The following is a 25,579-nucleotide window of genomic DNA, read 5'->3' as shown; positions in this document are numbered from 1 at the left end:
ACTTAAACAAAAAAAAGGCGATTCCATAAAGAATCGCCTTTTAAATTATATTGATTAAGAAATTATTTTAATTTCTTTTTCACCTCTACTGTTTCGAAAGCTTCGATGATATCACCAATTTGGATATCGTTGTAGTTCTTAATATTTAAACCACATTCGTAACCTTTCGATACTTCTTTCACATCATCTTTGAAACGTTTTAATGAAGCTAATTCACCTTCGTGAACTACTACACCATCACGGATGATACGAATTTTAGACGTACGGTACACTTTACCATCTAATACCATACAACCTGCAATTGTACCTACTTTAGATACTTTGAATGTTTCACGGATTTCGATGTTACCTGTAACTTGTTCTTTTAACTCTGGAGATAACATACCTTCCATCGCTTCTTTGATGTCATTAATTGCATCATAGATGATCGAATATGTACGGATTTCGATTTCTTCTTTCTGAGCTAAATCACGAGCATTTGTACCAGGACGTACGTTGAATCCTAAAATAACCGCATCAGAAGCAGAAGCTAATAATACGTCAGATTCTGTAATTTGTCCAACCCCTTTATGTAAGATGTTAACAATAATCTCGTCTGTTGATAATTTTTGTAAAGAGTCTGTTAATGCTTCTACAGAACCATCCACGTCCCCTTTCAAGATAATATTTAACTCTTTGAAGTCACCTAAAGCTAAACGACGTCCAATTTCATCTAATGTAATATGTTTCTGCGTACGGATCGTTTGCTCACGTTGTAATTGCTCTCTACGAGATGCAATTTGTTTCGCTTCACGTTCATCATCATATACTTTAAACTTATCTCCTGCTGTTGGTGCACCGTCTAAACCTAAGATTGTTACTGGCGTTGATGGTCCAGCTTTTTTCACTGGTTTACCACGCTCATCTAACATTGCACGAACTTTACCGTGATTAGAACCTGCTAAGATGTAATCTCCAACTTCTAAAGTACCGTTTTGTACAATCATTGTTGATACATATCCACGACCTTTATCTAAAGCAGCTTCTACAACTGTACCAGATGCTTTACGGTTTGGATTAGCTTTTAATTCTAATACTTCCGCTTCTAATAAAACTTTATCTAATAATTCATCTACACCTAAACCAGATTTAGCAGAGATTTCTTGTGATTGGTAAGAACCACCCCAATCTTCAACCAATAAGTTCATTTGAGCTAATTGCTCTTTTACTTTTTCTGGATTCGCTGCTGGCTTATCAATTTTATTGATAGCGAAGATCATTTTAACATCAGCTGCTTGTGCGTGAGAAATTGCCTCACGAGTTTGTGGCATGATTTGATCATCTGCTGCAATTACAATAATCGCGATATCTGTCACTTGAGCTCCACGAGCACGCATAGCTGTAAAGGCTTCGTGACCAGGAGTATCTAAGAACGCTACACGTTTACCATTTGCTAATGTAACGTTATACGCTCCGATGTGCTGTGTAATACCTCCAGACTCACCTGCGATAACATTTGCCTTACGGATGTAGTCTAATAAAGACGTTTTACCGTGGTCAACGTGTCCCATTACAGTTACAATAGGCGCTCTTTCTACTAAATCTTCTTCAGCATCTACTTCTTCTTCTTCAGCAGTTTCATCTTCAGCTGTTGCGAATTTTACTTCGTAACCGAAATCATCTGCTACTAATTGAATTGTATCCGCTTCTAAACGTTGGTTCATGGTTACCATAATACCTAACGCCATACATGCAGAGATAACATCCATGACAGAAACGTCCATTAATGAAGCTAATTCATTAACCGTTACGAATTCTGTTACTTGTAATGTCTTGTCTTTTTCCATTGCCTCTTGTTCCATTTCGGCTTGGAAACGACGTTCATTACGTTTATCTCTTCTGTGTTTAGCAGATTTTTTATTTTGACCTTTAGACGTTAATTTATCTAAAGTATCTTTAATTTGTTTTTTAACATCCTCATCGCTCAATTCAGCTTGTGGAGCACGGTGTCCTTGACCTGGACGGTTGTTTCCAAAACGGTTTCCACCTTGTCCTCCTGGGCGATTTCCACCTTGTCCTCCTGGACGATTTCCACCTTGTCCTCCTGGACGGTTTCCACCTTGTCCACCTTGACGGTTTTGACCACCTTGACGGTTTCCACCTTGACCTTGACCTCCTGGACGATTTTGACCACCTTGTCCTCCTTGGCGATTGTTGTTATTTCCTTGTTTTGGTGCTCCACCTTCTGTTGTTTTCACATCTTCTGGTTTCACTCCCTTTTGAATACGTTTACGTTTCTTTTTGTCTGCTGGATTGTTTGATCCTTTTTTGTCGTCTGCTTTTTTAGGTGCTTTTTCGAATTTTGATAAATCGATTTTTGCTCCTGTAAAATTAGGACCATCCAACTTCGTATATACAGTCTCAATTTTCTGAGGTTCTGCTGCTACTTCTTTTTCTTCTTTCTTCACTTCAGGCTTCGCTTCCGATTTTACTTCAGGTGTACTAACCACTGCTTCTTGTTTCGGCTCTTCTTTCTTCACTTCGGCCTTTGGTGCTTGGGCAGCAGGCTTCTCCTTCACCTCTTTTTTAGGTTTAGGAGCTTCCTCTTTCTTAGTTTTACCTGTATTATTTATTTTATCTAAATCGATTTTACCAATTACTTTCGGATGAGATTGCTCTTCCTGAATTGGTGCTTCCACTTCTTTTTTCGGCTCTTCCTTCACAGGTTGAGCTTTAGGAGCTTCAGCTTCGATTACTTTTTCTTCTTGTTTCGCAACAATTTTCTCTTCCTTTTTCGATTTTAAAGCATCTAAATCAATCTTACCGACTGTTTTTGGACCCTCTAGCTCTACTTTGTTTGATTTAATCACTTCAGGTTTTTGAGCTGCAGCTTTTTCTTCAGCTTCTTTTTTCTCAGCAGCTTTAATTCCTGATAATTTGTTAATGACAATCTCCCCGGAAGCTTGTTTTTGCTTAGCATCTGAACGGAACTCATTAACTAAAATATCATAAGTAGGCATATCAATTTTAGAGTTCGGATTCTTTTCTACTGCAGTACCCTTCCCCTCTAAAAAATCAACAGCACGATCTATAGATATGTTTAACTCCTTTAATACTTTACTTAATCTGATTGTTTCCGGCATATATGCTAATCTTTTTATAATGTTTGCAAATTTACGAATTGTTTATGATTTAAAGACAATTAATCTTCAAACTCTGATTTTAAGATGTTAATTACATCCTGAATTGTTTCCTCTTCAAGGTCTGTACGTTTCACTAAATCATCTACATCTTGCTCTAAAACACTTTTCGCTGTATCTAGTCCAATTGCTTTGAAGGCATCAATTACCCACGCATCAATTTCATCACTAAATTCAGTTAACTCAACGTCTTCGTCTTGAACTCCTTCTCTGAAAATATCAATTTCCATTCCAACTAATTTAGAAGCTAAACGAACGTTATATCCTCCTTTACCAATTGCTTTAGAAACTTCTTCTGCTTCAACGTATACTAATGCTTTATTTTCTTCTTCGTTAATTTCGATTTTAGAAATTTTCGCAGGGTTTAAAGCTCGTGTAATTAACAAGCTCATGTTGTTTGTATAGTTGATAACGTCGATGTTTTCGTTACGTAATTCACGTACAATAGAATGGATACGAGATCCTTTCATCCCTACACATGCTCCTACAGGATCGATACGATCATCGTATGATTCTACAGTTACTTTTGCTTTATCACCAGGGATACGAACTACATTTTTAATGGTAATTAATCCATCAAAAATTTCTGGAATTTCTTGTTCAAATAATTTTTCTAAGAACTTAGGAGAAGTACGAGATAAAATAATTTGAGGTTTAGACCCCCTTAATTTTACATCATCTACTACAGCTCTTAACGTATCACCTTTACGGAAGAAGTCTGATGGAATTTGATTTTCTTTTGGTAAAATCATTTCATTTTGTTCTTCGTCTAAGATAATTACGTGTTTGTGACGAACATGGTGAATTTCACCTGAAACTACTTCTCCGATAATTCCTTTGAATTTCTCGTATAAGTTAGAGTTATCATGCTCCATCACTTTAGAAATTAACGTTTGGCGTAAAGTTAAAATCGCACGACGCCCTAATGATTCGATTGGAATAAGTTCAGATACTTCTTCACCAATTTCAAAATCAGGTTGAATTTTACGTGCTTCTGCCAATTCAATTTCTAATGCATCGTCTTCAGAGAAACCATCCTCAACCACGATACGGTTGTGCCAGATCTCTAAATCTCCTTTATCAGGATTTACGATGATATCGAAGTTATCATCAGAACCATATTTCTTTCTTAAAACGCTTTGAAGAGTTTCTTCTAAAATCTTCATCAACGTAATACGGTCAATATTTTTGTCGTCTTTAAAATCTCCGAAAGACTCGATTAATGCAAGATTGTCCATTTTACATTTAGTTTATTAAAATGTTACTTTGATGATCGCTTTTTTGATCTCAGTGTAATTAACTTTTTGTTCTTTTTCTACAGTTACCTTCCCTTTTCCTAGAGGTTTTGGCTCACGTGTTTCCCACCATAATGTTACACCTTCATCGTCTGCATCGTCGATTTCGCCTTCGATTTTCGTATCATCTTTTAATGTTACTTCCAATAAACGACCAATGTTTTTCTTATACTGACGTGGCATCACAAGTGGAGAACCAACTCCTGGTGTAGAAACTTCTAACGCAAAATCACATTCTTCTCGATCCAGATTGTGTTCTACGTATCGACTGATACGAACAATTTCTTCGATTGATAATCCTTCATCTCCATCTGCTAAGATGGAAATTTTATCGTCCGGTGAAATTTTCCAGTCGATTAAAAACAATGCTGGATTTTCAGCGATTGCTTCTTCTATTAATTGTTTTACTTTATTTGAATCCATATACAACGAAAAAGAGAGCTATAACCAGCCCTCCTCCATTTAGTTCTTCTAAAATTCTATGCAAATTTAGGAATTATTTTTTAAACAGCCTAATTGATTACTATTTATCTGATTTATTTTCATTTATCTTTTGGTTTAATTGATAAAAATATCCCAAATAAATAATCCAAAAAGGACTAAACAGAGAATTAAATCAAATCCCGTTGTGACCAAAAAGCCAACAAATGAACCAAATGCAGATTTTAAAGCAAGATTAAATTCTTTTTTTGCGAAAAATAATTCACCCAAAAGCGCTCCTACAAATGGACCAATAATAAATCCGATGGGTGGAAAGAAAAATCCGATAATTAATCCGATGATGGATCCCCATACACCATATTTAGTTCCACCAAATTTCTTGGTGAGTGCTACCGGTAGTACGTAGTCCAAAATAGCCCCGATGATGACAAATAGACCTGCAATGATTATGACTTCCCATCCAAAACTACAATCACCACTGAATAATTTGAATACGAGAATTCCTATCAATGCTAAGGGTGCTCCGGGTAATGCTGGAAGAATAACCCCTACAAATCCAATAAGAATTAAAATTCCAGAAATAAGGTTAATGATCGAATCGTCCATATTTATATTTTATTTTAACTTTATACAACGAACAAAATGTACCTTTGTACGACGAATTATTTTCTCCTATAAATGAAGAACCTATTGCAAGATAAATCATTTTACCAAGAGTTTGCAGACAGTGTAAAAATATTTTTTAATGATCAGTTTAAAATTGATTTATCCGAAAATCTTTTTACAGCAATAGAGATAATCTCTTGGGTCGCAATACTTTTTGCGATTAATTTCTTTTTGCGTTCGATCTCGATTCCACTTTTAAAGAAATTAGCCAACAAAACTTCTTTATCTTGGATTAAAGCATTGTACATCCACAAAGGGTTTGTTTCATTTATTCATCTGATTACTCTTTCTTTTGCCTCGAAAATGAATTTTCTGTTGTTTAAAAACAATGGAGCGATTTTATTTTTGATCGAACGAGTAACTGAACTTGCCTTATTGATTGTTTTTACACAATTGATTTTCCGAATTATTAACACCATCATTTACATTTATAACGAAGATAACAGTTATACCACGGTTGGGGTCCGCACTTTTGGGCAAATGATGAAGTTTGTGATTACCTTCTTCTCCATCATTGCTGGAGTAATGATTTTGTTTACGGTAAATACTTCTACCATTATTACTGTTTTGGGAGCGATGACAGCTGCTGTTTTATTAATATTTCGAGATGCTATTTTTGGTTTTGTTTCAGGACTACAAATTGCCTATTCGAAAGTCATCAAAGTAGGAGATTGGGTAACCTTATCGAAAGGAAATGTCGAAGGAATCGTCCGTGAGATCAACATCAATCTGGTTCGAATAGAAAAATTTGATAAAACCATTGCTACAATTCCTACGGTAGATGTTGTTACCTCTCAAGTGACCAACCATATGCCTATGATGGCCAGTGGTACCCGACAAATAAAACGTCCCATTTCGTTTAATGTCAATTCGTTTAAATTTTGTTCTGATGAAATGTTAGACAATTATGAAAACATTGCTTTATTAAAACAATATATTGTCAATAAACGAGAAGAAATTAAAATTCATAATCAAAAGATCGAACATTCAACCATTGACATTAACGGTCAACAATTGACCAATATTGGCGTGTTCCGAATTTATGTTGAAAATTACTTAAAAAGTATTCCTACGGTATCACAATATGATCCCATCATTATACGACAATTACCTGTTACAATGGAAGGAATGCCTTTGGAAATAGGATGTTTCGCAAAATCGTCCAACAATTTTGAATTTGAGCGTATTCAATCTGATATATTTGATCATTTGTATACCGCTTGTCGTAAATTTGATTTACAAATTATGCAGTCGATTTCTGCAACAGATATAAAAACAAACAACAGATCATAGCAAAATGACAAAACTTAGTGTTAATATAAATAAGATCGCTACCATCCGTAATGCACGTGGTGGTAACACGCCTAATTTAATTGAAGCGGCAATCAAAATCCAAGAGTTCGGTGGGCAAGGAATTACCATCCATCCGCGTCCAGATGAACGCCATATCCGTTACCAAGATGTTTACGATTTAAAACCTGTGGTAACCACTGAATTTAATATCGAAGGTAAACCGATTGATAGTTTTATGGAATTGGTCTTAGCCAATCAACCTGAACAAGTGACTTTAGTTCCTGATGCTGAAGATGCTATTACATCAAATTCGGGTTGGGATACCATTAAATATCAAGATTATTTAACTGATGTGATTAAAACCTTTAAAGAAGCTGGAATTCGAACTTCAATTTTCTTAGATCCTAATCCATCTTTAGTGGAAGCGGCAGCAAAAACAGGAGCTGATCGCATAGAATTATATACGGAAGAATTTGCTACACAATATGCTTTAGGAAATTTAAACGCCATTCAACCATATAAAGAAACAGCCTTATTAGCTATCGAACATGGTTTAGCGGTAAATGCTGGTCATGATTTAAGTTTAGAAAATATTCAATATTTTATCGAACAAATTCCTCAGATTGCAGAAGTTTCAATTGGTCATGCTTTAATTTCAGAGGCCTTATATATGGGATTAGAAAATACCGTACAAGCTTACTTGAGAAAAATCGAAGTCGCAAACTTATAGTCTTATGGAAACACCCATCTTACACAGTAAAATTATTGGTTCTGGATCTCAACACTTTATTATCTTTCATGGTTTATTTGGACAGTTAGACAATTGGAATACCCACGGAAGACAATTTGGTGAAATCTACACGACCCATTTGGTTGATCTAAGAAATCATGGTCGTAGTTTTCATTCGAATGAAAGCTCGATTGAAGCGATGAGTGATGATATTCTTCGATACATGGACGCTCATGGCATTCAAAAGGCTCATTTATTAGGGCACTCATTGGGTGGGCGAATTGTTATTGATTTTGCCATGCGTTACGCTGAACGTTTAGACCATTTGATTGTTGCTGATATGGCACCAAAAGCCTATCAACCTCATCATAATGCCATTTTCAAAGCTTTAGGATCAGTAGACTTTGAAACCATTACTTCTCGTAAAGATGTGGAAGAAACCTTAAGCCAATACATCCAAGAAGTTGGAGTACGTCAATTTTTATTAAAAAACGTTTACCATGCCGAAAACGGTAAATATGCATTCCGTTTCAATCTTCCTGTATTGCGTGAACATTATGAAGATTTGGTAGGAAAACCTTTGGCAGAAGGAGTATTTAACGGTCCAACGTTATTCTTAAAAGGTGCGAAATCGGATTATATATTGCCGGAAGATGAGTTCATTATTAAGAAACAATTTCCACAGGCAAAAATTCAATCCATTGCCAATGCTGGTCACTGGTTACATGCTGAAAATCCAAAAGATTTTATTGAAGCAATTTTAGAATTTTTAGAACAATAAATAAAAAAACCGAGCAAATTGCTCGGTTTTTTTTATGCTTTTATGATTCGATCTACAGGAACGGAAAATTTAAATTTAGCCCCTACTTTAAACTTAAAGGGAAAATAACAAACCATTTTTTGTCCATTAGATATAAAACGAATTAAATAATCTCTTCCCTGAAATTTACAATCAATGATTTCTCCCATAAATTCCCCATCATCATGCACCCAAATTTCTTCCGGATAGACCAATTGAAAATAATTTAATTTATCAATTTCATTTAATTTCAAATGATTGAATATTCCAACTTCTAAAAGATTAACAAATCCAAAAAGTTTGGCCACATAACTGTTGTAAGGCTTATTTCTAATCTTTTCAACTTCTTCAAATTGTAAGTTTCTACCTTTTTGAAGCACTAAGATTCGATCCGAAGTATATAAGGCATCTTCTAAATCATGCGTTGTAAAAATAACGGTGATGTGATGCAGCTTACACCAATCTAAAATTCGTTCGCGAATGGATAGTTTCAGTGTTTGATCCAAATTAGAAAAAGGTTCATCCAATAGTAGAACTTCCGGCTTTTGAGCCAGCGCTCTTGCAATAGATACTCGTTGGCGTTGTCCACCACTTAATTTATTGGGGAATTCATCTTTTAAATCGAGCATTTCTACAACACGCAATGCTTCATCAATTTGGCTTTGTTTCGTTTCTAAATCAAAATTACTTAAGTATTTTCCTACATTTTCCCCGACCGTCACAAAATCAAGTAAGTCATAATCTTGCGCAACATACTTCATCATTTTGTGTCCTGGAATAATATTAAATGCAGGACCTAACAATTTTTTTTGTCCCCAAAAGATTTCACCCTCTATAAAATCTTCTAAACCATAAATGAGTTTTAGCAACGTTGATTTTCCACTTCCACTTTCTCCAATAATACTTATAATTTCGCCTTGATTTACAGCAAAGGATACTTGATTTAGAGCCTTGTTGGTTGCATGAGGGTATTGGAAGCTTAAGTTTTTAACGTCTAACATTTGTGTTGAGATATGGGTTTAATTGTTATAGTATTAATTAGATTTATTAAATTTAACAACAAAAATAAGTTTTCTATATTGATATAGGTCAATGTGGAAACTAAATTAAACAGATAAATTAGCAAAAAAAAATTAATCAATAGTTATGAAAAAATTATTTTTAAGCTTAGCCGTTGTTTCTGCAGTAGCATTAACATCTTGTGGAGGAAAAACTGAAACTGTAAACGCTACAGAAGCGCAAGAATCTGCAACTGCAACTGAAGGAGCAAAAACGTACGCTGCTGATGTAGAAGCATCTACTGTAAACTGGAAAGGAGGAAAAACATTTGAAGACATCAACAAACCAGAAGAAGGACACTGGGGAGTAGTAAAATTAAAAGAAGGAACAGTTACAGCAAACAACGGTGTTTTAGAATCAGGTAAATTTGTAGCCGATTTTACAACATTTGAATCAAAAGATTTAGATGCTGATCCTGAAACAAAAGCGAAATTAGATGGACACTTAAAAGCTGCTGATTTCTTAGATGTAGAAAAATTCCCAACTGCAACGTTTGAAATTACAGGTGTTAAAGCTATTGAAGGTGGAGACTACAATTCAGAAATTTCAGGAAACTTAGATTTCCGTGGTACACCTAAGAATGTTACATTCAAAGCGAATGTTACTGTCGCTGATGATGTCGTAACGATCAAATCAGAAGAATTTGGAATCAACCGTAAAGATTTCGGAATCACTTTCACAGGTGGTGGTGGATCAATCATCAAAGACGAAGTTTTATTACAAGTTGATTTAACTGCAAAAGCACAATAATCGAATTATAATTTATATCATCCTGAAAGAGTTCTCGTTGAGAACTCTTTTTTTTGTGCCCTTTTGGGATAGAAAATAAATATTTATTTTTTTATGATAATTAATTCATGTTCTTTATATTCGTGTTACAATATTATTTACTGTTACATTAAAATGAAAACAATTAAGTTCTTCCATCCAGAAGAAACCTTTAATTACAATATCGAAAAAAGCCTTTGTAAGGTCGTTTATCAAGGTGATAAACAAGTTTTATTAATCGAAATTCATACAACCGACGAATTAGATCATGTGGAAGATGATTCTCTCCAAAACGATTATCCTCAATTATCTTTATACATTGATGATTTTCCAATGGATGTTGCTTCTACTGAAGAATTAACAGGTAAAACAATTTCTATTCCTTACGGGTTTACTGAAGAAGAGGATGAAGACGGTGAAATACATGAAGTATATTACACTTCTCTAAATGTATCGGAAGGTGATTATGAAGCAGTAGATAATGTATTAGATTTCTCGATTAATGAGAATGGAATTCTATCTTTAAAATGGACGGGAAGCGTTCAAGACTTTACAGAAGAAACAGATGGTGACATCAAATTTGAAGTAAATTGTGTTTTCGAAGGATTCGAATTTAACGAAGAAGAGTACGAATAATTATTATTCATGATACCAAAAAGGCACTTTCCAGTAGAAAGTGCCTTTTTCATTTTATAATTATATTTAATTGAATTTCATTTTCATGAAGTAAACCATCAAAATTCCCCAACCAATTAACATTAACAATCCTCCAAGAGGTGTAATTGGTCCTAAAAATTTTAAATTTACTCCCCAATGATCCGCAAAAGATAAGAAATAGATACTTACAGAAAAGATAAAAGTACCAATCATCATACACCATGCGGCTGACCTTTCCATTCCATTCGAAAAACTAAAAAATAACCCTATAGCCAATAACGCAATCGCATGATACATTTGATAACGAACACCAACTTCAAAACTTGCTAATTTTTCTTCTGGTAAAAACTTTTTAAAAGCATGAGCTCCAAACGCGCCTAAAATAACGGATGACATTCCATAAAATGCTGCGATGGTTAAAACTATATTTTTCATGACTATTTTATTTATCTGTTTTCTTTTTTAATGCGACAAAGTCTTTTAAATAATAAGGTTCAAAATACGCGATGTCTTCAAATAATTGTTGCGTAAATCGCTCCTCTGAAAGTCGAATCATATCTTTAGCAGATGGATACATTTGTACAAATGTTGCATCCAAATGTGCTAAAGTTTCTTGGCATTTTTCTACCCCATCACCTACAAACACTATTTTCTTTCCTTTTAACTCTTCAAAAGATGTTTCGTCAATGACTTTGGCTTCCGTAGAAGAGATTTCGTTTCCTTCACCATCATATAGGGCAGTATATACTTCCATGCGACGTGCATCAATCATAGGAATAATCAAATCAAATCCTTTGTTGATTTGAGATTCTTTCAAAATCGCTAAAGAATTAATGGCCAATAATTTTGCATCTAATCCATAGGCTAATCCTTTGGCAGAAGAAACTCCAATACGTAATCCGGTATAAGAACCTGGTCCTTTAGACACACAGATTGCGTCGATATCTTTTAAACTGATATTCGCTCCTTCAGCACACCACTCGATGAATTGATGTAATTTCTCACCATGTGCATATCCTTCATCTGCTTCCTCTACTAAACAAAGAAGCTCATTTCCTTTAGCAATCGAAACTGAACAATTTTTTGTTGAAGTTTCTATATTTAAAATCGTTGCCATGGAACAAAGATAATTCAAAATTAGAGGATGTGAAATATCTAATTCGTCATATTCCTTTTAATCTAAACGAATTGGCACTCCTGCATAGAAATCCAATACTTTCTGCTTGAAAATATAATTGTATTTTGCTTGTAGCATTTGTGAACGCGCAATCATCAAATCATTACGTGAACGGTTAAAATCGTACAAATTAATTTTACCTGCTTGATAGGATTTTTGGGCAAAATCAAAAGAAATTTCCGCATAACGAACTGCCTCTCGTGCAGCCTCAAAAGAAGCATAAGACGAATTCACTTCAAAAAATGCAGATTGTACATTTTGTAAGACTTGCTGTTTCTCGCGTAAGTAGGTATTGTTCGCAATATCTTCATTGATCAGGGATTTTTGAATATTGATTTTATTAGAATATTGATTCCATATCGGAAAAGAAACCCCCACTCCAATGACGTTCACGATATTTTCACGCCATTGTCTTAGCCATGCATCTTGATTTAAACCTTTATTAAAGTAATCCATATAGTTTGTCCCTAAACTATAATTTCCGGTCACACGAGGTTTCAGATATGTTTTTGAAATTTCAGTTGCCTTTTGGGCAGATTCGATATTCTTTTCTGCCAATAACACTGCAGGTTGAGATGCATAAGCAATTTTTAGCACCTCATCTAAATCATATAACTCTTTTCCAATTTGATCGGGTAAAGAAACTTCTTCGACATTGAAATCACGGTAATCTTGTAACTGCAATAACATTGCAAGGTTAAATAGGGAGCGATCAATCTCAATTTGGGCATCAGTAATGTTTTTAATGTTCGATGCGACTTCGGCTTCTGCTTGAACCAATTCGGCTTTTGCAATGGTCCCTGCATTAAATTTCTTGCGCGCCTGATCCAACAATTGCTTTGCTATATCTAAGTTTCCTTCCGCAACCGTTTTCAACTCTCGATTCAATAAAACGGCTAAATAATAGTTCGCTACTTGTATTGAAATATCATTTAACGTGGTTTTGGTTTGAATTGCTGCAGCATCTAAATCAATCGAAGCTTTCTCTTTTTGTAATTTTACAATTCCTCCACTGTATAAATTGACTTGAGATTGTACTCCGAAACTATTCGAAAATTGATAATATCCATCTTCAATTAAAGGGTTATATGAACCGATGGAAAAATTATTGTCTAAATATCCCGAAACCGTTGGCAACCAATTGTTATTGGCTTGTTCGAGATTTTTAGCCGATAATTGTTCATTCAATTGATTATTCTGAATGGTCAAGTTATTTTTTGCCGCATAAGAAATACATTCTTCAATGGACCATTTCTCTTGCGCAAAAAGAAAACCACTCGACAACAAAACGATGGAAAGAAAAATTTTCTTCATAAAATCTATTATTGACTTAAATGTAAAAAATAAGTCGAACTTCTAACACATTTGTGACGAAATTCGACTTTATTTTTTTTTTGAATGATTAATTCTTATCCTTTGATTTTAGATGCGTAAGCAAATTCTTCCGCGAAAGCTGCAATTTTTTGTGCTACATCTTCTTCATCTGTTGCTCTTTGATAAGACGATGACATTGAAATGAAAATTTGGTGGAAGAAACGTTTCATATCATCTTGTGTCATATCTTTCGTCCATAAGTCGATACGTAAAGCTTCTTTTGCTTTATCATCCCATACTGATAATAACATGGCTTTCGTTGCTTCGTTGTTAATTCCTCCATCTGGTGCATTCCAAGACATTGTTTCTGGAACGTGATTCTCATCTAACTCGATCTCAACTGAAATATTTGTTTTTCTCATAATCTAACTTTTATACAATTATTCGGCATAGTGGTATAACTCATCTACACCTTCTTTTTTCTTTGTTTTATATTTTACGGTCGATGCACCATTGGCTTCTGGCTTATATTTAGAAGCTTGTAAAATCTTTTGGCTGTCCATATCTAACAAGACATCTTGAAGTTTAACTTCAGGATTTTCTTGCATGTATTTACGGATAATTTGCCAACCGATCCATGCACCAATACGACCTGGTGATTGTTGTTCAATTTCATTGTTAAACTTAGAAAAAGGTGCCACTTTTAAGAAACGTTTTTCTAATGTACGATCATCACTGAACACATAATTTTGTTCTACAAAATAGTTCCAGATATTTCCTTCATTCTCCACACACCATGCCATTTGTTCAGGTGTATATCCTATTTTGTATTCATCTGGTGTATCTGTAAGTAATGCATCTTGTAAAATCAGCTTTTTCCCTTCGTATAATACGATGTCTAAGAATTTTTGTTGTCTTGGCGAATAAGTCACGATATTTTCGGCAATTGCACTTACCACAGCCGAAGGGACACGCTCCACATACATGTTACGACGCAAATACTTTTCGACACGAATGCTATCGTATAATTTACTTTTCTCTCCTAAGAAGCCATCCATCGCAATAAACATTAATTGGTCGGGAGCACTATAAATCACAGGATAATCCAAACTTTGTAATCCTGAGGAATAAACAAACACTTTAGGTGTTTCATATTCCGGAAAATAATATTTATACTTCTTAAAAATTGGCGTTAATTCTTGATCCAATTGTTTAAAATCTCCGAATTGTTTTAGTGCCTCTTGATAAATATTTACTTCAAATACATCTTTGCGTTGTTCGTTCCAAATACTGTCTGATGAATTATCAAAAAAGAATGGATAATCCTTTTTTAACTGATCTAATGGAATTGTCTGATCAAAAAAACGTTTACTAATATCGTGAATCGTTAGTTCTACAGGAACTCCAGAAGTATCTACATCCCAAGTGCGTTCTTTTTTACAAGAACTTAGCATCAATAAAAAAACTATTGCAATGCTATAAATTATCTTCATCGTGTTATTCTGTTTAGCAAACAAAAATAATAATTAATCCTTAAATCGAATCGTAATTATCACGTATTAAGAGATAGTATGTTTATATTTGGGTATAAAACACATACTCATGCAAACAGAAAAAGTTGTACAACATATTGTTTCTTGGTTAAAAGACTATTTAGAAACATCGCATCAGAAAGGTTTTGTGATTGGAATTTCGGGCGGTATTGACTCTGCGGTAACTTCTACGCTATGTGCCATGACGGGATATCCTCTTCTAAATTTAGAAATGCCGATTCATCAAGAAAAAAATCAAGCCGATCGTGCCAAACGTCACATCGAATGGTTAAAAACTCAATTTGAAACTCCTATTGATTCAATTGAAGTTGAATTGACGAATACTTTTGATGCTTTAGTAGCCGCATTGCCTCCGACCGAAACAACCGACAAAGTCAACTTAGCCTTAGCCAATACACGTGCTCGTCTTCGAATGTCAACGCTTTATTACTTTGCAGGATTACATAATTATTTGGTAGCTGGAACGGGAAATAAGGTGGAAGATTTTGGTGTAGGATTTTATACCAAATATGGGGATGGAGGTGTTGACCTGAGTCCTATTGCGGATTTAATGAAATCTGAAGTCTATGAAATTGCTGCTTTTTTAGGCATTAATACAGAAATTCAAAAAGCTAAACCAACCGACGGTTTATTTGGGGATGATCGTTCCGACGAAGATCAATTGGGTGCTTCTTACGATGAGTTAGAATGGGCAATGACCATGAAAGAAAGTGGATATCAATCCGAAGAGTTTGAAGGGCGACAAAAAGAAGTGTTTGACATTTACTCGAGATTAAATCGAATCAATCAACATAAAATGGTTCCAATTCCGGTGTGTGTTATACCGGCTGAATATAAATAATAAAAAAAGCGAAGAGTTTAAATCTTCGCTTTTTTTATGCCTATAACAAGTGCTATAGCCAATGTTACTCCCATGCTGTTGGCCAGTAAATCAAGCCAATCAAATGTTCGTCCATAAGGCATTATGCCTTGTAAGATTTCAATTAAAAAACTAATTGAGACTGGAACGAAAAACATTCGTGCTATGCTGTGTCTTTTTAAGTACGCATATAAAAATGCTAAACCGAAAAACATACACATGTGGACTAATTTATCCGAATGTGGAAAATTTAGATATTCTCCTAATCCTGCACGATCAATGGATTTTAATTGGTTACCTGGCATCAGTGTTAGATAAAACACCAATGCCAAATAACTATAAAATATAATTTGTTTTATCTTATTATGCACCGATTAAATCACCGTAAGCCGCATCATCTAATAACTCGTCAAGTTCAGATGCGTTTTCTAATTTTACTTTGATGATCCATCCAGCTCCATAAGGATCTGTATTGATTAATTCTGGTTGAGACTCTAATTCAGCGTTGAATTCGATAATTTCTCCAGAAACAGGCATAAATAAATCAGAAACCGTTTTTACAGCTTCAACTGTTCCAAAAACTTCCTCTTTTCCTAAAGTTTCTCCTTCAGTTTCAACATCAACATAAACGATGTCTCCTAATTCACCCTGTGCAAAAGCAGTAATTCCGATTGTTGCGATATCACCATCTACAGAAACCCACTCGTGATCTTTACTGTACTTTAAATTGTTTGGAATGCTCATAATTGTCTGTTTATTGTTTTTTAATTTCCGAATGTAAAGGTAGCACTAAATCCGGCACGAATCTGAGAAATTGGGAATGCTGTTGAAATTTTATATTCACTCAACATTTGATCCCAATATAATCTAAGATTTAAATTTTGGCTAACATTATAATCTGCCGATAATTTTAACGACATGATTCGTTGTCCACCAGTAATTTGCGAATAATCTTGTGCAATGGTTGGATCTACTGTTCCAGATGAGAACATTTCTCCATATCTTCTAATACGAGTTTCGTTATCACGCAAAGAGAAATCTCCACGGATATTCAAATCTCCTTTTAATGTCTTTTGATTTCCTTGGTAGCGCATCTTAATTTTAAAATCTTTAAAGATGTAACCGAAACCTACAATAAATTCATTTCCGTAATCTTCAGATAACGTATAGTTACTTAAACTTAACGACAACAAACGATCACGATTATATTGCGCTCTTACTTGCATACTGTTACGGAAAGTAACATCTACTCCTACTAATGGAGAGAATGATTCGATCATAGCTACCGATCCGTATAAATTTTTCGAGTAAAAGTTTCCTGAAATATCACGTCCAAGCGCATTATCATCTCCTCTAAAATAATAGTTTGGATTCGATTGAATATTACTTACGGTATAACTTGAAACATATGCATGAGATACTTCAATCTGATCCGCAAATTTATTGATCACTGGAATCGATTTTAATCCCGTATAAGCTACACGCCAGTTTGGTAAAGGAATACGTTTGTTATATCCTAATTTGGCTCCAGACGCATCTTTTCCTTCTACTGCAGAAACAAAAGCAGGTAATGCAACATCTGGATTTGTAATACTATACCCATCAGCGAATTCTCCTTGACCGGCTAATTGTCCACCCAAACGTTGAGAAATAATTCTCGAATTCTCGATGAATTGAGTAAAGATTTGATCCTTATCTGAAAAAGCTGTGGCCAAGTTGATGTTCGATACATTCAGGTTACCTAATTGGTCAATGTATGGATTTGGACGATACGCTCCACGAACTAATTCTCCTGTAATAGGATCTTCAATCCATTCGTAGGTATTAAATCCAGTATGGTATTGACGACGATCTTCTGTATGTTTTGCATTTAAATCGATACGTAAATTCGGGATAGGTTCAATTAAAGCTGTGGCATTAAAGTTCGTTCCTTTGTTGATTTGATACGGATCCGTCATCAAATCACTATCCGAAATTAATCCTCTTTCCACCAATTGACGTTTGATATCGAACTGCGTTCCATAAATAAATCCTAACGTAGGTGCAGATTGGCTATTTGTTCCGAAGAAACCAGGTTCCGAGAACAATCCTGGGATCACTGCTCCATTCGTTTGGTTATAGTTAAAGTTTGCACGTTTTAATGATGACAATAACATCCAACCATAATCTTTTGCCTTAAATTTATGTTTGAATTTATAGTCATTTTTCGAACGACGTTTGTTCTTTTTCAATGCCAATTCTGCATAGGCATTATTTAAGGAATCAATCTCTGAACGACGGCCTTTTAAAATTGAATCAAACTTTTTGTATCCTTTAAATTCAGAATAGAAACGAGAAAAATCCATATCACCAATTAAGGAAATTGCATTTGAATTTTGTGCAAATCCATCCCCTAAATTGTGTGTTTTAACGACATTTCCAATATCATCATATTCTTTATACACTCGCGTAGCTAACGAATTGGCTTGCCAGTTATAATTCGCACTATAGGCAACCTCCATATTCATCCAGTTTAAATACGGGAAGAATTTTAATGGTAACTTGTAGTTGACTTGTAACTTCTGATCATAGTTTACAGGACGACCAACTTTGAACATGTTTTGCCAAATCAATGATTGATCAGCTTTATAGAACATGTCGCCATCGTTTAACGTCGTTGTAGATGAAGTTAAGTCTAAACGTAAGGATTTTGTTAAATCAAACCCTAAGTTATATTGCCATGAGAACAAGAAATTATTACTAAAGAATGGCGCCATATAGGCTGAACTACCACCAAGATACTGGTTTAAATCTCGGTACTGACGCTCGCTATAAGTACGTGCAATCTCCGTTCTGAACGAGAATCTCGTTGGAATTGGATTGATGTTAAATTCTTTAATAAATTGTAAATACTTCCCAGATGGTTGTGCTGCTTGAGCAGCCTTCCATTTTTTGAATGGTTCGTATGGCTTGTTCTTAAATTGATAATTATAGTTTAATGATGCACGTAACTGTTGATCCACCATGTATTCTGTATAAATATCACGGAAGTAATTGTTTGCATACATCATGGATAAAGAGAAATTCGAAATATCATAAAAACGAGGCGTTTTCTTCGGAGCTCTAATTTTTCGAATGTTATTGAACGCAAAACTCTTATACTGTGAGTAAGTACGCACAATTTCTTTTAACTCTTCTTTATTTGGTGCTTCATCAAATTCAATATCATTATCCAATGGATTGTACTTTGGATCGATGAAGCGCTCTTGCATTGTAAAATTGAATGGAATTTCAAAGCCCCATTTCTTTGGTAAGAATTTATCTAATTTCACTTCTGCATTGATCGAATACTCTGTTGTCTCGTCTTGATTACGATTTGCAGGTCCTTGATCAATTGCACCAAATCCTACAGAACTTGTGCTACCTGATAATTGTACGTTCGCAAAATCTCCTAAATTGAATTGTAGGTTAGCTGCTCCTGCATACCCCCCTTCGTTATCAATTTCACTTAAACGTAATTCATTTACCCAAAGTAAAACTTCTTTATCTGTTGCACCCCCTGTATTACGAACCCCAATCATTAATGAGGAAACATTTCCTAACGTTGGGCGACCTTTTACGTAAACTGCCTTGTTTGGATTAGCTTCATCTATTAAATAAGAGAAACGTTCTCTGGTACTGTAGTTATCAGAATCTCTTAACTTCTTGGCATCAGTAAAGAAATCTGTATTTAAATCAATTTTGTTATCTACTGGCCAAATTTCACTTTCAGTAATTGCCGTAATCGGCGTATACTTTAATGGAATTTCGTACTCGTAGTAGTTATCAGTATAATCAGATCCTAAACGAATGAATAATTTCGTATCTGGATCTAAATTCGCATTCGTACGGTTTAATAAATCTTGGGCAGACACAAACATTTCTAACTTTTTGTATCGGCGTAAATCAAGATTTACATTTTTGAAAATAGCCTTTGATGTACTTCCTCCTTTGAATTTCGCTTTCAACGTCATCGAAGCCTCATTTTGACTTTGATATCCTGTTGTACCTTGAGTTTGTTCACGGTAAATTCCAGGAGGCATCTTATAAGGAGGACGGTTCGTTGAGTTTTGTTCAATACTTACCTCACCAATTTCTAAATCGCCAATGTTGCGATCTTCCTCATACCCTTCCTCATTGTTAATAATATATGGGAAAATATTTTTAGGATATCTTCTCCATTCTGAACGAACTAAATCAAATGTTCCTAAACGAATTGTTGTTTGTTCATCAAACCCACGCATTACCATACGCATAAAACGTGCGGATGATAAAACACTTTCCGCTTGCGCAATGGATTGTTCGTTATTTAATTCTTCAATACCATCACCATCGATATCTAAATCATAGCTATCCACAGGAATACGCACTTGATACCATTTCACCGTTGAAGGACGTCCATTGGCAAATTCAACTTCAGACTCTTTACGAGCTACAATAAATTTGTTTTCTGGATCTTCTAACGATTGACGCGTAATCTTTAATGTATATTGATTATAATTTTCCGTTTGATCTAAGTTATAATCGCCATTGATATCCTCTACATCTGGTAATAAACTAGATGCTGCTAATGGATCATCTGTCGATGTATTTCCTTGTGGGTTTCTAAAGTAACGGTAACGATTCACCACACTTTCTCCAAATGGGTGATTCGCTAAACGCTGATCCAAATAGAATAAATAGTTATCATTTGCTGGATCCAGCTCTCCAGTTACCGGATTATTTGATGTTAAACCATATTTAGCGGCTTCTTCTTCATCATTTAATCCATTGAACCCTAAATCTTGTTGCTTACGTTGTTCACCTTCCGTATCGAAAGCATATAAAACGGGATTAATCGAAGGTTGTTTACCCCAATTGGTTTCGGTCGTTTGTGTTTGATTTCCTGCATGCGGAAGCCCATTTTCATAAGCCATTTCCCCATCTTTTAAGATATCTTCCGAAACATTCCCTAAGTGGATTAATAATTCTCCTTCTCCTCCTTCACCATCAGCATACGGATCCATCATCCAGAATTCAATGTATTCTACATTCGAATCTCTGAAGTTGGAAACATTAATTGGTCGCATCATCGCAGCCCAACCTTGTGTATCGTTGCTGTTTGGATTCACATTATAGGCACCACGCTCATCTGGATAATAAGAAATATCCATCGTATTAATGTACGAATTCGTTCCAGCCATGACATCGCGTTGATCAAATAATTCGCGTAATAAAACACGTCTCGCTTTGTGATTCGAAATGGCAGCATCGGAAACCGGTGAACTTCCACCTAAACCATAAAAACGCGGATCAATAGAGTACCAAGACATCATTCGACGTCCATTGTTATAGCTTAAATTATTATCCGATGTTCCGTTTGGGAAATACGGGTGAAAACTTTGATTGTTATACCCTGCAGGACGTCCTGGTGTAGAACCATAACGCCATGACGCTACATCCAATAAACTGATACGCGATTGTGCCTCTTCAAAGTCATCAATGTATGAATATCCACTGGTCGCTTTGTTAATTCCTGGCATTAAGTATGCACCCTCAGCTTGGAAGTTGATGTTTGAAATTTCATCCGTCTTAATTCCTGGAATCTTATTCGTTAAACGTGTTAAGAATTCAGATTGAGAATTGTATTGTGTATTTAATCCAAAAACAGTGTTATTCACCGGTTCTGAACCAAATTGTGTTTTCTGTGTAATTGGGCGTTCCTGGTAATTGATGACCGTCCCTCCTAACATCCATTTGTCCGAAAAACGATGCTCTACATTCACCCCCATGAAACGTTTTTTCTGAAGATTGAATGTCGATTGATTTTCTAAACTGATGTTAATCGGCGTACCTGAGTTTTTTAATTGTTCATTTAAGATTTTTACACGACCCAATTGGTAATCGACCGTATAGTCAGAACCTTCAATTAAAGCCACTCCATTGGCTGTCACTTTTACCGAACCTTGAGGAACATTAAATGCTCCTAATGGAATACCATCACCAACTGTACCTTTGTATTTTCCTTCCAAATGATAACGGTTCGCTAATTTCTCAGCAGTTAATACATTTGGTAATTTGGTATAGATTTCATTGAAGACATACTCAGGATTTTGACCTTGTAATTTACGGTTCAAGTAAGAACCAAAAGGTTGAACCGATGTAAAAATGATCGATCCTCGTTGTGTGTCTACCGTCAATCCTGGAACAAAGTCAAAAATACCATCCCCCGAATTTCCGTTAGGATCTTCACTTGGTTGTCCATTTTGATTTAAACGGTCCATGTTTAAGACCTGAATTAAAGGACGATTATTGGTTGCGGTATTCGGTAAATAATTAATGGTTCCAGATGAATTCTCAGAGTTATCTTTAAATGTCACATTCATCGTAAAATCTTGTGCATCTACGCCGAAAGCATTTAAAGAATAAATATTTTTCATCATTAAATCCCACATTGGTGATGCAAGATTTACTGCCGAATTCGGTTTAATTAACTTCGTGATTAATGTTTTATCAAACTCATCCGACATCTCACCGACTTTATAAATTTTCGATGGATTATCAGTTAAAGTATACTGAAACGAAACTGCTAATAAATCTTCACCATCTACCAAAGGTGAATTTAAAGTAATGTATCCTAATTGTGGATTGAAAGAGTATTCCGAAGGATCTAATTTTCGAACATTTTCGTTAACCAAATAATGTTCACCATCACGGAATACTTCTGTACCATCATTATAACCATTTAAAGCCGTACGTGCTGTACTGATGTTACGAATATCTCCAATATTCGTAATCGAGTTATACAATTGATCATTATCACGGTCTGGATACATCGAGTTTCCATCCCCCACATCACGGATCGCAATAATTGAACGACGGTTCTCTTGATTACCTCCTGAACGGTCCACTTTCCAAACCTCCATACGCGTAATATTAATCTTACTATTAATCGTAGGATAGTTGGCCAATGCACGGTCGTAAGCATCTCTAAAGTAATGACCTATAAAAAAGTGACGGTTATATTCGTAATTTTCAGCCGCAATTTTGAAGGTATTCATTACCCCTCCTCCTTGCACACTAATGTTACGTGCTTCTGAACGTTGCTCTGAAAAAACTGTTGTTACGTTAGTACGTCCAAAACGCATATCGGCACGAACCCCAAATAAGGATTGTGCTCCTGATATTAATGAAGTACTTAAAGGCATACTAATATTCCCGACTTCGATGTTTTGAAGAATATCATCTTCCCCACCGAATGGGTCTAATTTTGTACCTAAAGCTTTTCTCCATTGCAACTTCATTTGGTTTTCGAATCCGAAACCAGCTTGCGTATCGTAATTAACTTTTAATTGTAAATTTTCCCCAACTTTCCCAAGTACACTTAATTGCATACGTTGTTGCAAATCCATCGTTAAAGTTTGACGGTTTTGTGGTAAAAGGAGTGGGTTATCTATTTTTTGAAGAAATACACCTAAATCCAAGTTGGCATATCCTTGTGGAATCAGTTTAATCTCTGATCCACCAAAAATGGTTTCAAAGGCTTTTGATTTGACTTTAAAACTTGGCAGTATACTTCCTTCTTTATTTTTTACACGATCCCCGAATTGTTGTTCACGGTAAAATTGATCGTTCGTACGAGATTTCGTTTGGTAGTAGGATTTCATATCCTCGTTTTGTACCAATTCTAAATACTCTTTACGCGATAAAATAATAGGCGCTCCTGCTTGCGTAGTGCCTATTTTCGGAACAATAACATATTGTTGAAAAATGGCATCATACGTAATATCATAGGTAATTTGGTTGTCTAAAAATAATCCTCCGGTTTGGTTGCGAATAGGAAATTTGATGGAATCATCACCACCTTCTTGCGCATAAGTTATGGGTGCTGTTGATAAAGCGAACAACAAACATAACTGTGCGATAGTTGATGGACGACGAGTATTAGACTTTTTCTTACGATCTAATTTCATTAAATTTTCTTCAGTGTTTCTTTGACTAAGAATTCAACATCAGCGTCTGGATAACTCGATAAGACTTTATCCATTACTTTTTCTGCTGATTTTTTAGGAATTCCTAAAACTTCTAAAGCAGATAACGCTTCATTCTTAGATTTATTTTTATCAGAACCTGAATTAACATTTACGTCCACTACAACATCTAACTTATCTTTCAAATCAATTATGATTCGTTGGGCTGTTTTGGCTCCAATCCCTTTTACGCTTTGTAACATGCGAACATCATCCGTAGCAATTGCATTTGCAATTTCTTGAGCCGATAATGTAGAAATCATCATCATTCCAGATGCTGGTCCTACACCATTTACACTAATTAGTTTTAAAAAAACTTCACGTTCCGATTTTGTTGCAAAACCATAAAGGATATGCGCATCTTCCCTAACGATAAGATGTGTATAGATTGTAATTAATTCTTCGTGTTCAATTGCAGAATAGGTATTCAATGAAATATTAACCCAATAGCCAACTCCATTACAATCAACCACTGCATTAGTAGGATTGATTTCTACTAATTTTCCCCTTAATTGTGTTATCATTTCAATGTATTTATTCTAGATTTTGTTATACAACAAAGTCAAAAATACAATTTATTAAGATAATTTAACAATAAAATAAAGAATGTTTAGATTTACATGGAATGGTCTTCCATACCATTTAATTTTAACGCTTCAGGATTAGGAGAAATAAATGGAATATTTAATTCCAATCCACGAAGAATAAAGAGAACACCAAGAAGGATGGTGATTATAGGAAGAATTTTTAGAATGGTTTGACGCTGTTTGACAGAAATGAAATTTCCGAATAAAACCGTCGCAAACATTAAAGGCAATGTTCCTAAACCAAAGAACAACATAAACAAGGCACTTTTAGTCACAGACCCCATGGCAATCGCAGCTGTTAATGTTGCATATACGGCTCCACAAGGTAATAAACCATTCAATACTCCAACGATATACAATGAAGTAGAATCTTTTTTCAATAAATATTTCCCTAGAAGTATTTTCACCTTCAGCATTAGCTGATTAATAGGACGAAGTGAAGTCGCTCCGTTTTCATAAAATTTTGGAATCATCACCATGATAATCATTAATATTCCAATGGCGATACTCAAATAATTTTGAAGTCCAGCAAAAGAAAATGATTCTCCAATGATTCCTAGAAAAGCCCCTAAGAAAGTATAAGTCGTTACACGACCCAATTGGTAGGTTAAATTACGAACCGAAAATTTAATTTTATTTTCAGCATTTAGCCCAAGCGATAAAGCAATAGGACCACACATCCCTACACAATGCAGGGATGATGTCAGTCCTATTGTTAAAGCTAATATTATTATTGTGAAATCCATTGAATGGACTTTTTAATCATATATTCTTTGTTTTCACTTTTCCATTTTAGGAATAACTCATATTCCCCATCGATAAGATCAACTGAAGAGATTAACATTTGATTTTTATGATTCAACTTAATCGGCATTAAAATATCTTTCGTCTCATCATTGTTACGCATTAAATAAATTGTCCCCTTAGGATCAACTATTGATGTAGGGAATTCTAATACCATTCCATTCGCTTGTGAGCGTAATTCTGGTTTTTCTGTTAATGCTAATGCGCTTTTCTCGGCATCAATCTCATTTTGGAAAGTTAATTCTTTCTCATAATAATCCTCCGTTACCATAGCATGTCCAGAATCACCTGCGGTAAACATTAACGTTAAAATAAACGTCATAAAACATCCTAATGCAATAGCAATATAATGACCCCAATTTAATTTCATA

The 25,579-nt window shown here is 35.0% G+C and carries 22 protein-coding genes; 6 read left to right on the top strand and 16 right to left on the bottom strand.

The window, feature by feature from the left end; translation table 11 throughout:
• Positions 1-62: 62 nt before the first annotated feature.
• From infB to AC1QSP_RS11600, 4 genes are all read right to left on the bottom strand, one after another.
• On the bottom strand, positions 63-3,122 hold the full coding sequence (gene infB, locus AC1QSP_RS11615) for a translation initiation factor IF-2 (RefSeq protein ID WP_484078832.1): 3,060 nt from the start codon (positions 3,120-3,122) through the stop codon (positions 63-65).
• 59 nt (positions 3,123-3,181) lie between these two features.
• Positions 3,182-4,417 carry a transcription termination factor NusA gene (nusA, locus tag AC1QSP_RS11610; RefSeq protein ID WP_484078831.1) on the bottom strand — a complete coding sequence of 412 codons (1,236 nt, stop codon included), beginning with the start codon at positions 4,415-4,417 and terminating at the stop codon, positions 3,182-3,184.
• A 15-nt stretch (positions 4,418-4,432) separates the two neighbouring features.
• Positions 4,433-4,897: a ribosome assembly cofactor RimP gene (rimP, locus tag AC1QSP_RS11605; RefSeq protein ID WP_322971095.1), complete on the bottom strand. Its 465-nt coding sequence runs from the start codon at positions 4,895-4,897 to the stop codon at positions 4,433-4,435.
• A 135-nt stretch (positions 4,898-5,032) separates the two neighbouring features.
• Positions 5,033-5,521 carry a DUF456 domain-containing protein gene (locus AC1QSP_RS11600; protein ID WP_484078830.1) on the bottom strand — a complete coding sequence of 163 codons (489 nt, stop codon included), beginning with the start codon at positions 5,519-5,521 and terminating at the stop codon, positions 5,033-5,035.
• A gap of 72 nt (positions 5,522-5,593) precedes the next feature.
• Here AC1QSP_RS11600 and AC1QSP_RS11595 point away from each other — a divergent pair, with 72 nt between their 5' ends.
• The 3 genes from AC1QSP_RS11595 to AC1QSP_RS11585 are packed head-to-tail and all read left to right on the top strand — an operon-like array spanning position 5,594 to position 8,385.
• The gene (locus AC1QSP_RS11595; RefSeq protein ID WP_484078829.1) at positions 5,594-6,874 is read left to right on the top strand and encodes a mechanosensitive ion channel family protein; all 1,281 of its coding nucleotides are present in this window, start codon (positions 5,594-5,596) and stop codon (positions 6,872-6,874) included.
• A 4-nt stretch (positions 6,875-6,878) separates the two neighbouring features.
• Complete coding sequence (locus tag AC1QSP_RS11590) at positions 6,879-7,604, top strand: pyridoxine 5'-phosphate synthase (RefSeq protein ID WP_484078828.1); 726 nt, start codon at positions 6,879-6,881, stop codon at positions 7,602-7,604.
• A 4-nt stretch (positions 7,605-7,608) separates the two neighbouring features.
• Positions 7,609-8,385 (top strand): alpha/beta fold hydrolase, encoded by a 777-nt coding sequence (locus AC1QSP_RS11585; protein ID WP_484078827.1) that lies wholly within the window; start codon positions 7,609-7,611, stop codon positions 8,383-8,385.
• Between the two features lie 32 nt (positions 8,386-8,417).
• Here AC1QSP_RS11585 and AC1QSP_RS11580 read toward each other — a convergent pair whose 3' ends face one another.
• Positions 8,418-9,404, bottom strand: a complete 987-nt coding sequence (locus tag AC1QSP_RS11580) for an ABC transporter ATP-binding protein (RefSeq protein WP_484078826.1) — start codon at positions 9,402-9,404, stop codon at positions 8,418-8,420.
• Positions 9,405-9,549: 145 nt separating this feature from the next.
• Between AC1QSP_RS11580 and AC1QSP_RS11575 the strand changes: the two genes are divergently transcribed.
• Both AC1QSP_RS11575 and AC1QSP_RS11570 read left to right on the top strand, forming a co-directional pair.
• Positions 9,550-10,212, top strand: a complete 663-nt coding sequence (locus tag AC1QSP_RS11575; RefSeq protein ID WP_484078825.1) for a YceI family protein — start codon at positions 9,550-9,552, stop codon at positions 10,210-10,212.
• Between the two features lie 153 nt (positions 10,213-10,365).
• On the top strand, positions 10,366-10,866 hold the full coding sequence (locus AC1QSP_RS11570; protein WP_484078824.1) for a hypothetical protein: 501 nt from the start codon (positions 10,366-10,368) through the stop codon (positions 10,864-10,866).
• A 66-nt stretch (positions 10,867-10,932) separates the two neighbouring features.
• Here AC1QSP_RS11570 and AC1QSP_RS11565 read toward each other — a convergent pair whose 3' ends face one another.
• The 5 genes from AC1QSP_RS11565 to gldB form a co-directional block, all read right to left on the bottom strand.
• On the bottom strand, positions 10,933-11,322 hold the full coding sequence (locus AC1QSP_RS11565; protein WP_322971108.1) for a DUF423 domain-containing protein: 390 nt from the start codon (positions 11,320-11,322) through the stop codon (positions 10,933-10,935).
• Positions 11,323-11,329: 7 nt separating this feature from the next.
• Positions 11,330-12,004: a tRNA (adenosine(37)-N6)-threonylcarbamoyltransferase complex dimerization subunit type 1 TsaB gene (gene tsaB, locus AC1QSP_RS11560; RefSeq protein WP_484078823.1), complete on the bottom strand. Its 675-nt coding sequence runs from the start codon at positions 12,002-12,004 to the stop codon at positions 11,330-11,332.
• 57 nt (positions 12,005-12,061) lie between these two features.
• Entirely contained in the window at positions 12,062-13,378 is a 1,317-nt protein-coding gene (locus AC1QSP_RS11555; protein ID WP_322971111.1) for a TolC family protein, read from the bottom strand.
• A gap of 95 nt (positions 13,379-13,473) precedes the next feature.
• Complete coding sequence (gene gldC / locus AC1QSP_RS11550) at positions 13,474-13,800, bottom strand: gliding motility protein GldC (protein ID WP_484078822.1); 327 nt, start codon at positions 13,798-13,800, stop codon at positions 13,474-13,476.
• A gap of 18 nt (positions 13,801-13,818) precedes the next feature.
• Positions 13,819-14,871, bottom strand: a complete 1,053-nt coding sequence (gldB, locus tag AC1QSP_RS11545; protein ID WP_484078821.1) for a gliding motility lipoprotein GldB — start codon at positions 14,869-14,871, stop codon at positions 13,819-13,821.
• Positions 14,872-14,980: 109 nt separating this feature from the next.
• Here gldB and nadE point away from each other — a divergent pair, with 109 nt between their 5' ends.
• A complete protein-coding gene (gene nadE, locus AC1QSP_RS11540; protein WP_484078820.1) occupies positions 14,981-15,772 on the top strand; it encodes an NAD(+) synthase in 792 nt (263 codons plus the stop codon).
• Between the two features lie 17 nt (positions 15,773-15,789).
• Here nadE and AC1QSP_RS11535 read toward each other — a convergent pair whose 3' ends face one another.
• From AC1QSP_RS11535 to AC1QSP_RS11510, 6 genes are all read right to left on the bottom strand, one after another.
• Positions 15,790-16,095, bottom strand: coding sequence for a VanZ family protein (locus AC1QSP_RS11535; RefSeq protein ID WP_484078819.1), 306 nt, complete (start codon positions 16,093-16,095; stop codon positions 15,790-15,792).
• A gap of 58 nt (positions 16,096-16,153) precedes the next feature.
• On the bottom strand, positions 16,154-16,534 hold the full coding sequence (gene gcvH, locus AC1QSP_RS11530) for a glycine cleavage system protein GcvH (RefSeq protein ID WP_322971120.1): 381 nt from the start codon (positions 16,532-16,534) through the stop codon (positions 16,154-16,156).
• A gap of 20 nt (positions 16,535-16,554) precedes the next feature.
• A complete protein-coding gene (gene sov / locus AC1QSP_RS11525) occupies positions 16,555-23,760 on the bottom strand; it encodes a T9SS outer membrane translocon Sov/SprA (protein ID WP_484078818.1) in 7,206 nt (2,401 codons plus the stop codon).
• Positions 23,760-24,341, bottom strand: coding sequence for a Holliday junction branch migration protein RuvA (ruvA, locus tag AC1QSP_RS11520; protein ID WP_484078817.1), 582 nt, complete (start codon positions 24,339-24,341; stop codon positions 23,760-23,762). The genes sov and ruvA overlap by 1 nt, the downstream gene beginning before the upstream one ends.
• Before the next feature lie 92 nt (positions 24,342-24,433).
• Positions 24,434-25,150, bottom strand: coding sequence for a sulfite exporter TauE/SafE family protein (locus tag AC1QSP_RS11515; protein ID WP_322971124.1), 717 nt, complete (start codon positions 25,148-25,150; stop codon positions 24,434-24,436).
• The gene (locus tag AC1QSP_RS11510) at positions 25,135-25,578 is read right to left on the bottom strand and encodes a FixH family protein (RefSeq protein WP_484078816.1); all 444 of its coding nucleotides are present in this window, start codon (positions 25,576-25,578) and stop codon (positions 25,135-25,137) included. Before AC1QSP_RS11510 ends, AC1QSP_RS11515 begins: the two co-directional genes overlap by 16 nt.
• Position 25,579: the final 1 nt, after the last annotated feature.

It is taken from the genome of Faecalibacter sp. (genome assembly GCF_057177045.1).
This window is presented reverse-complemented; position numbering and strand designations above follow the sequence as displayed.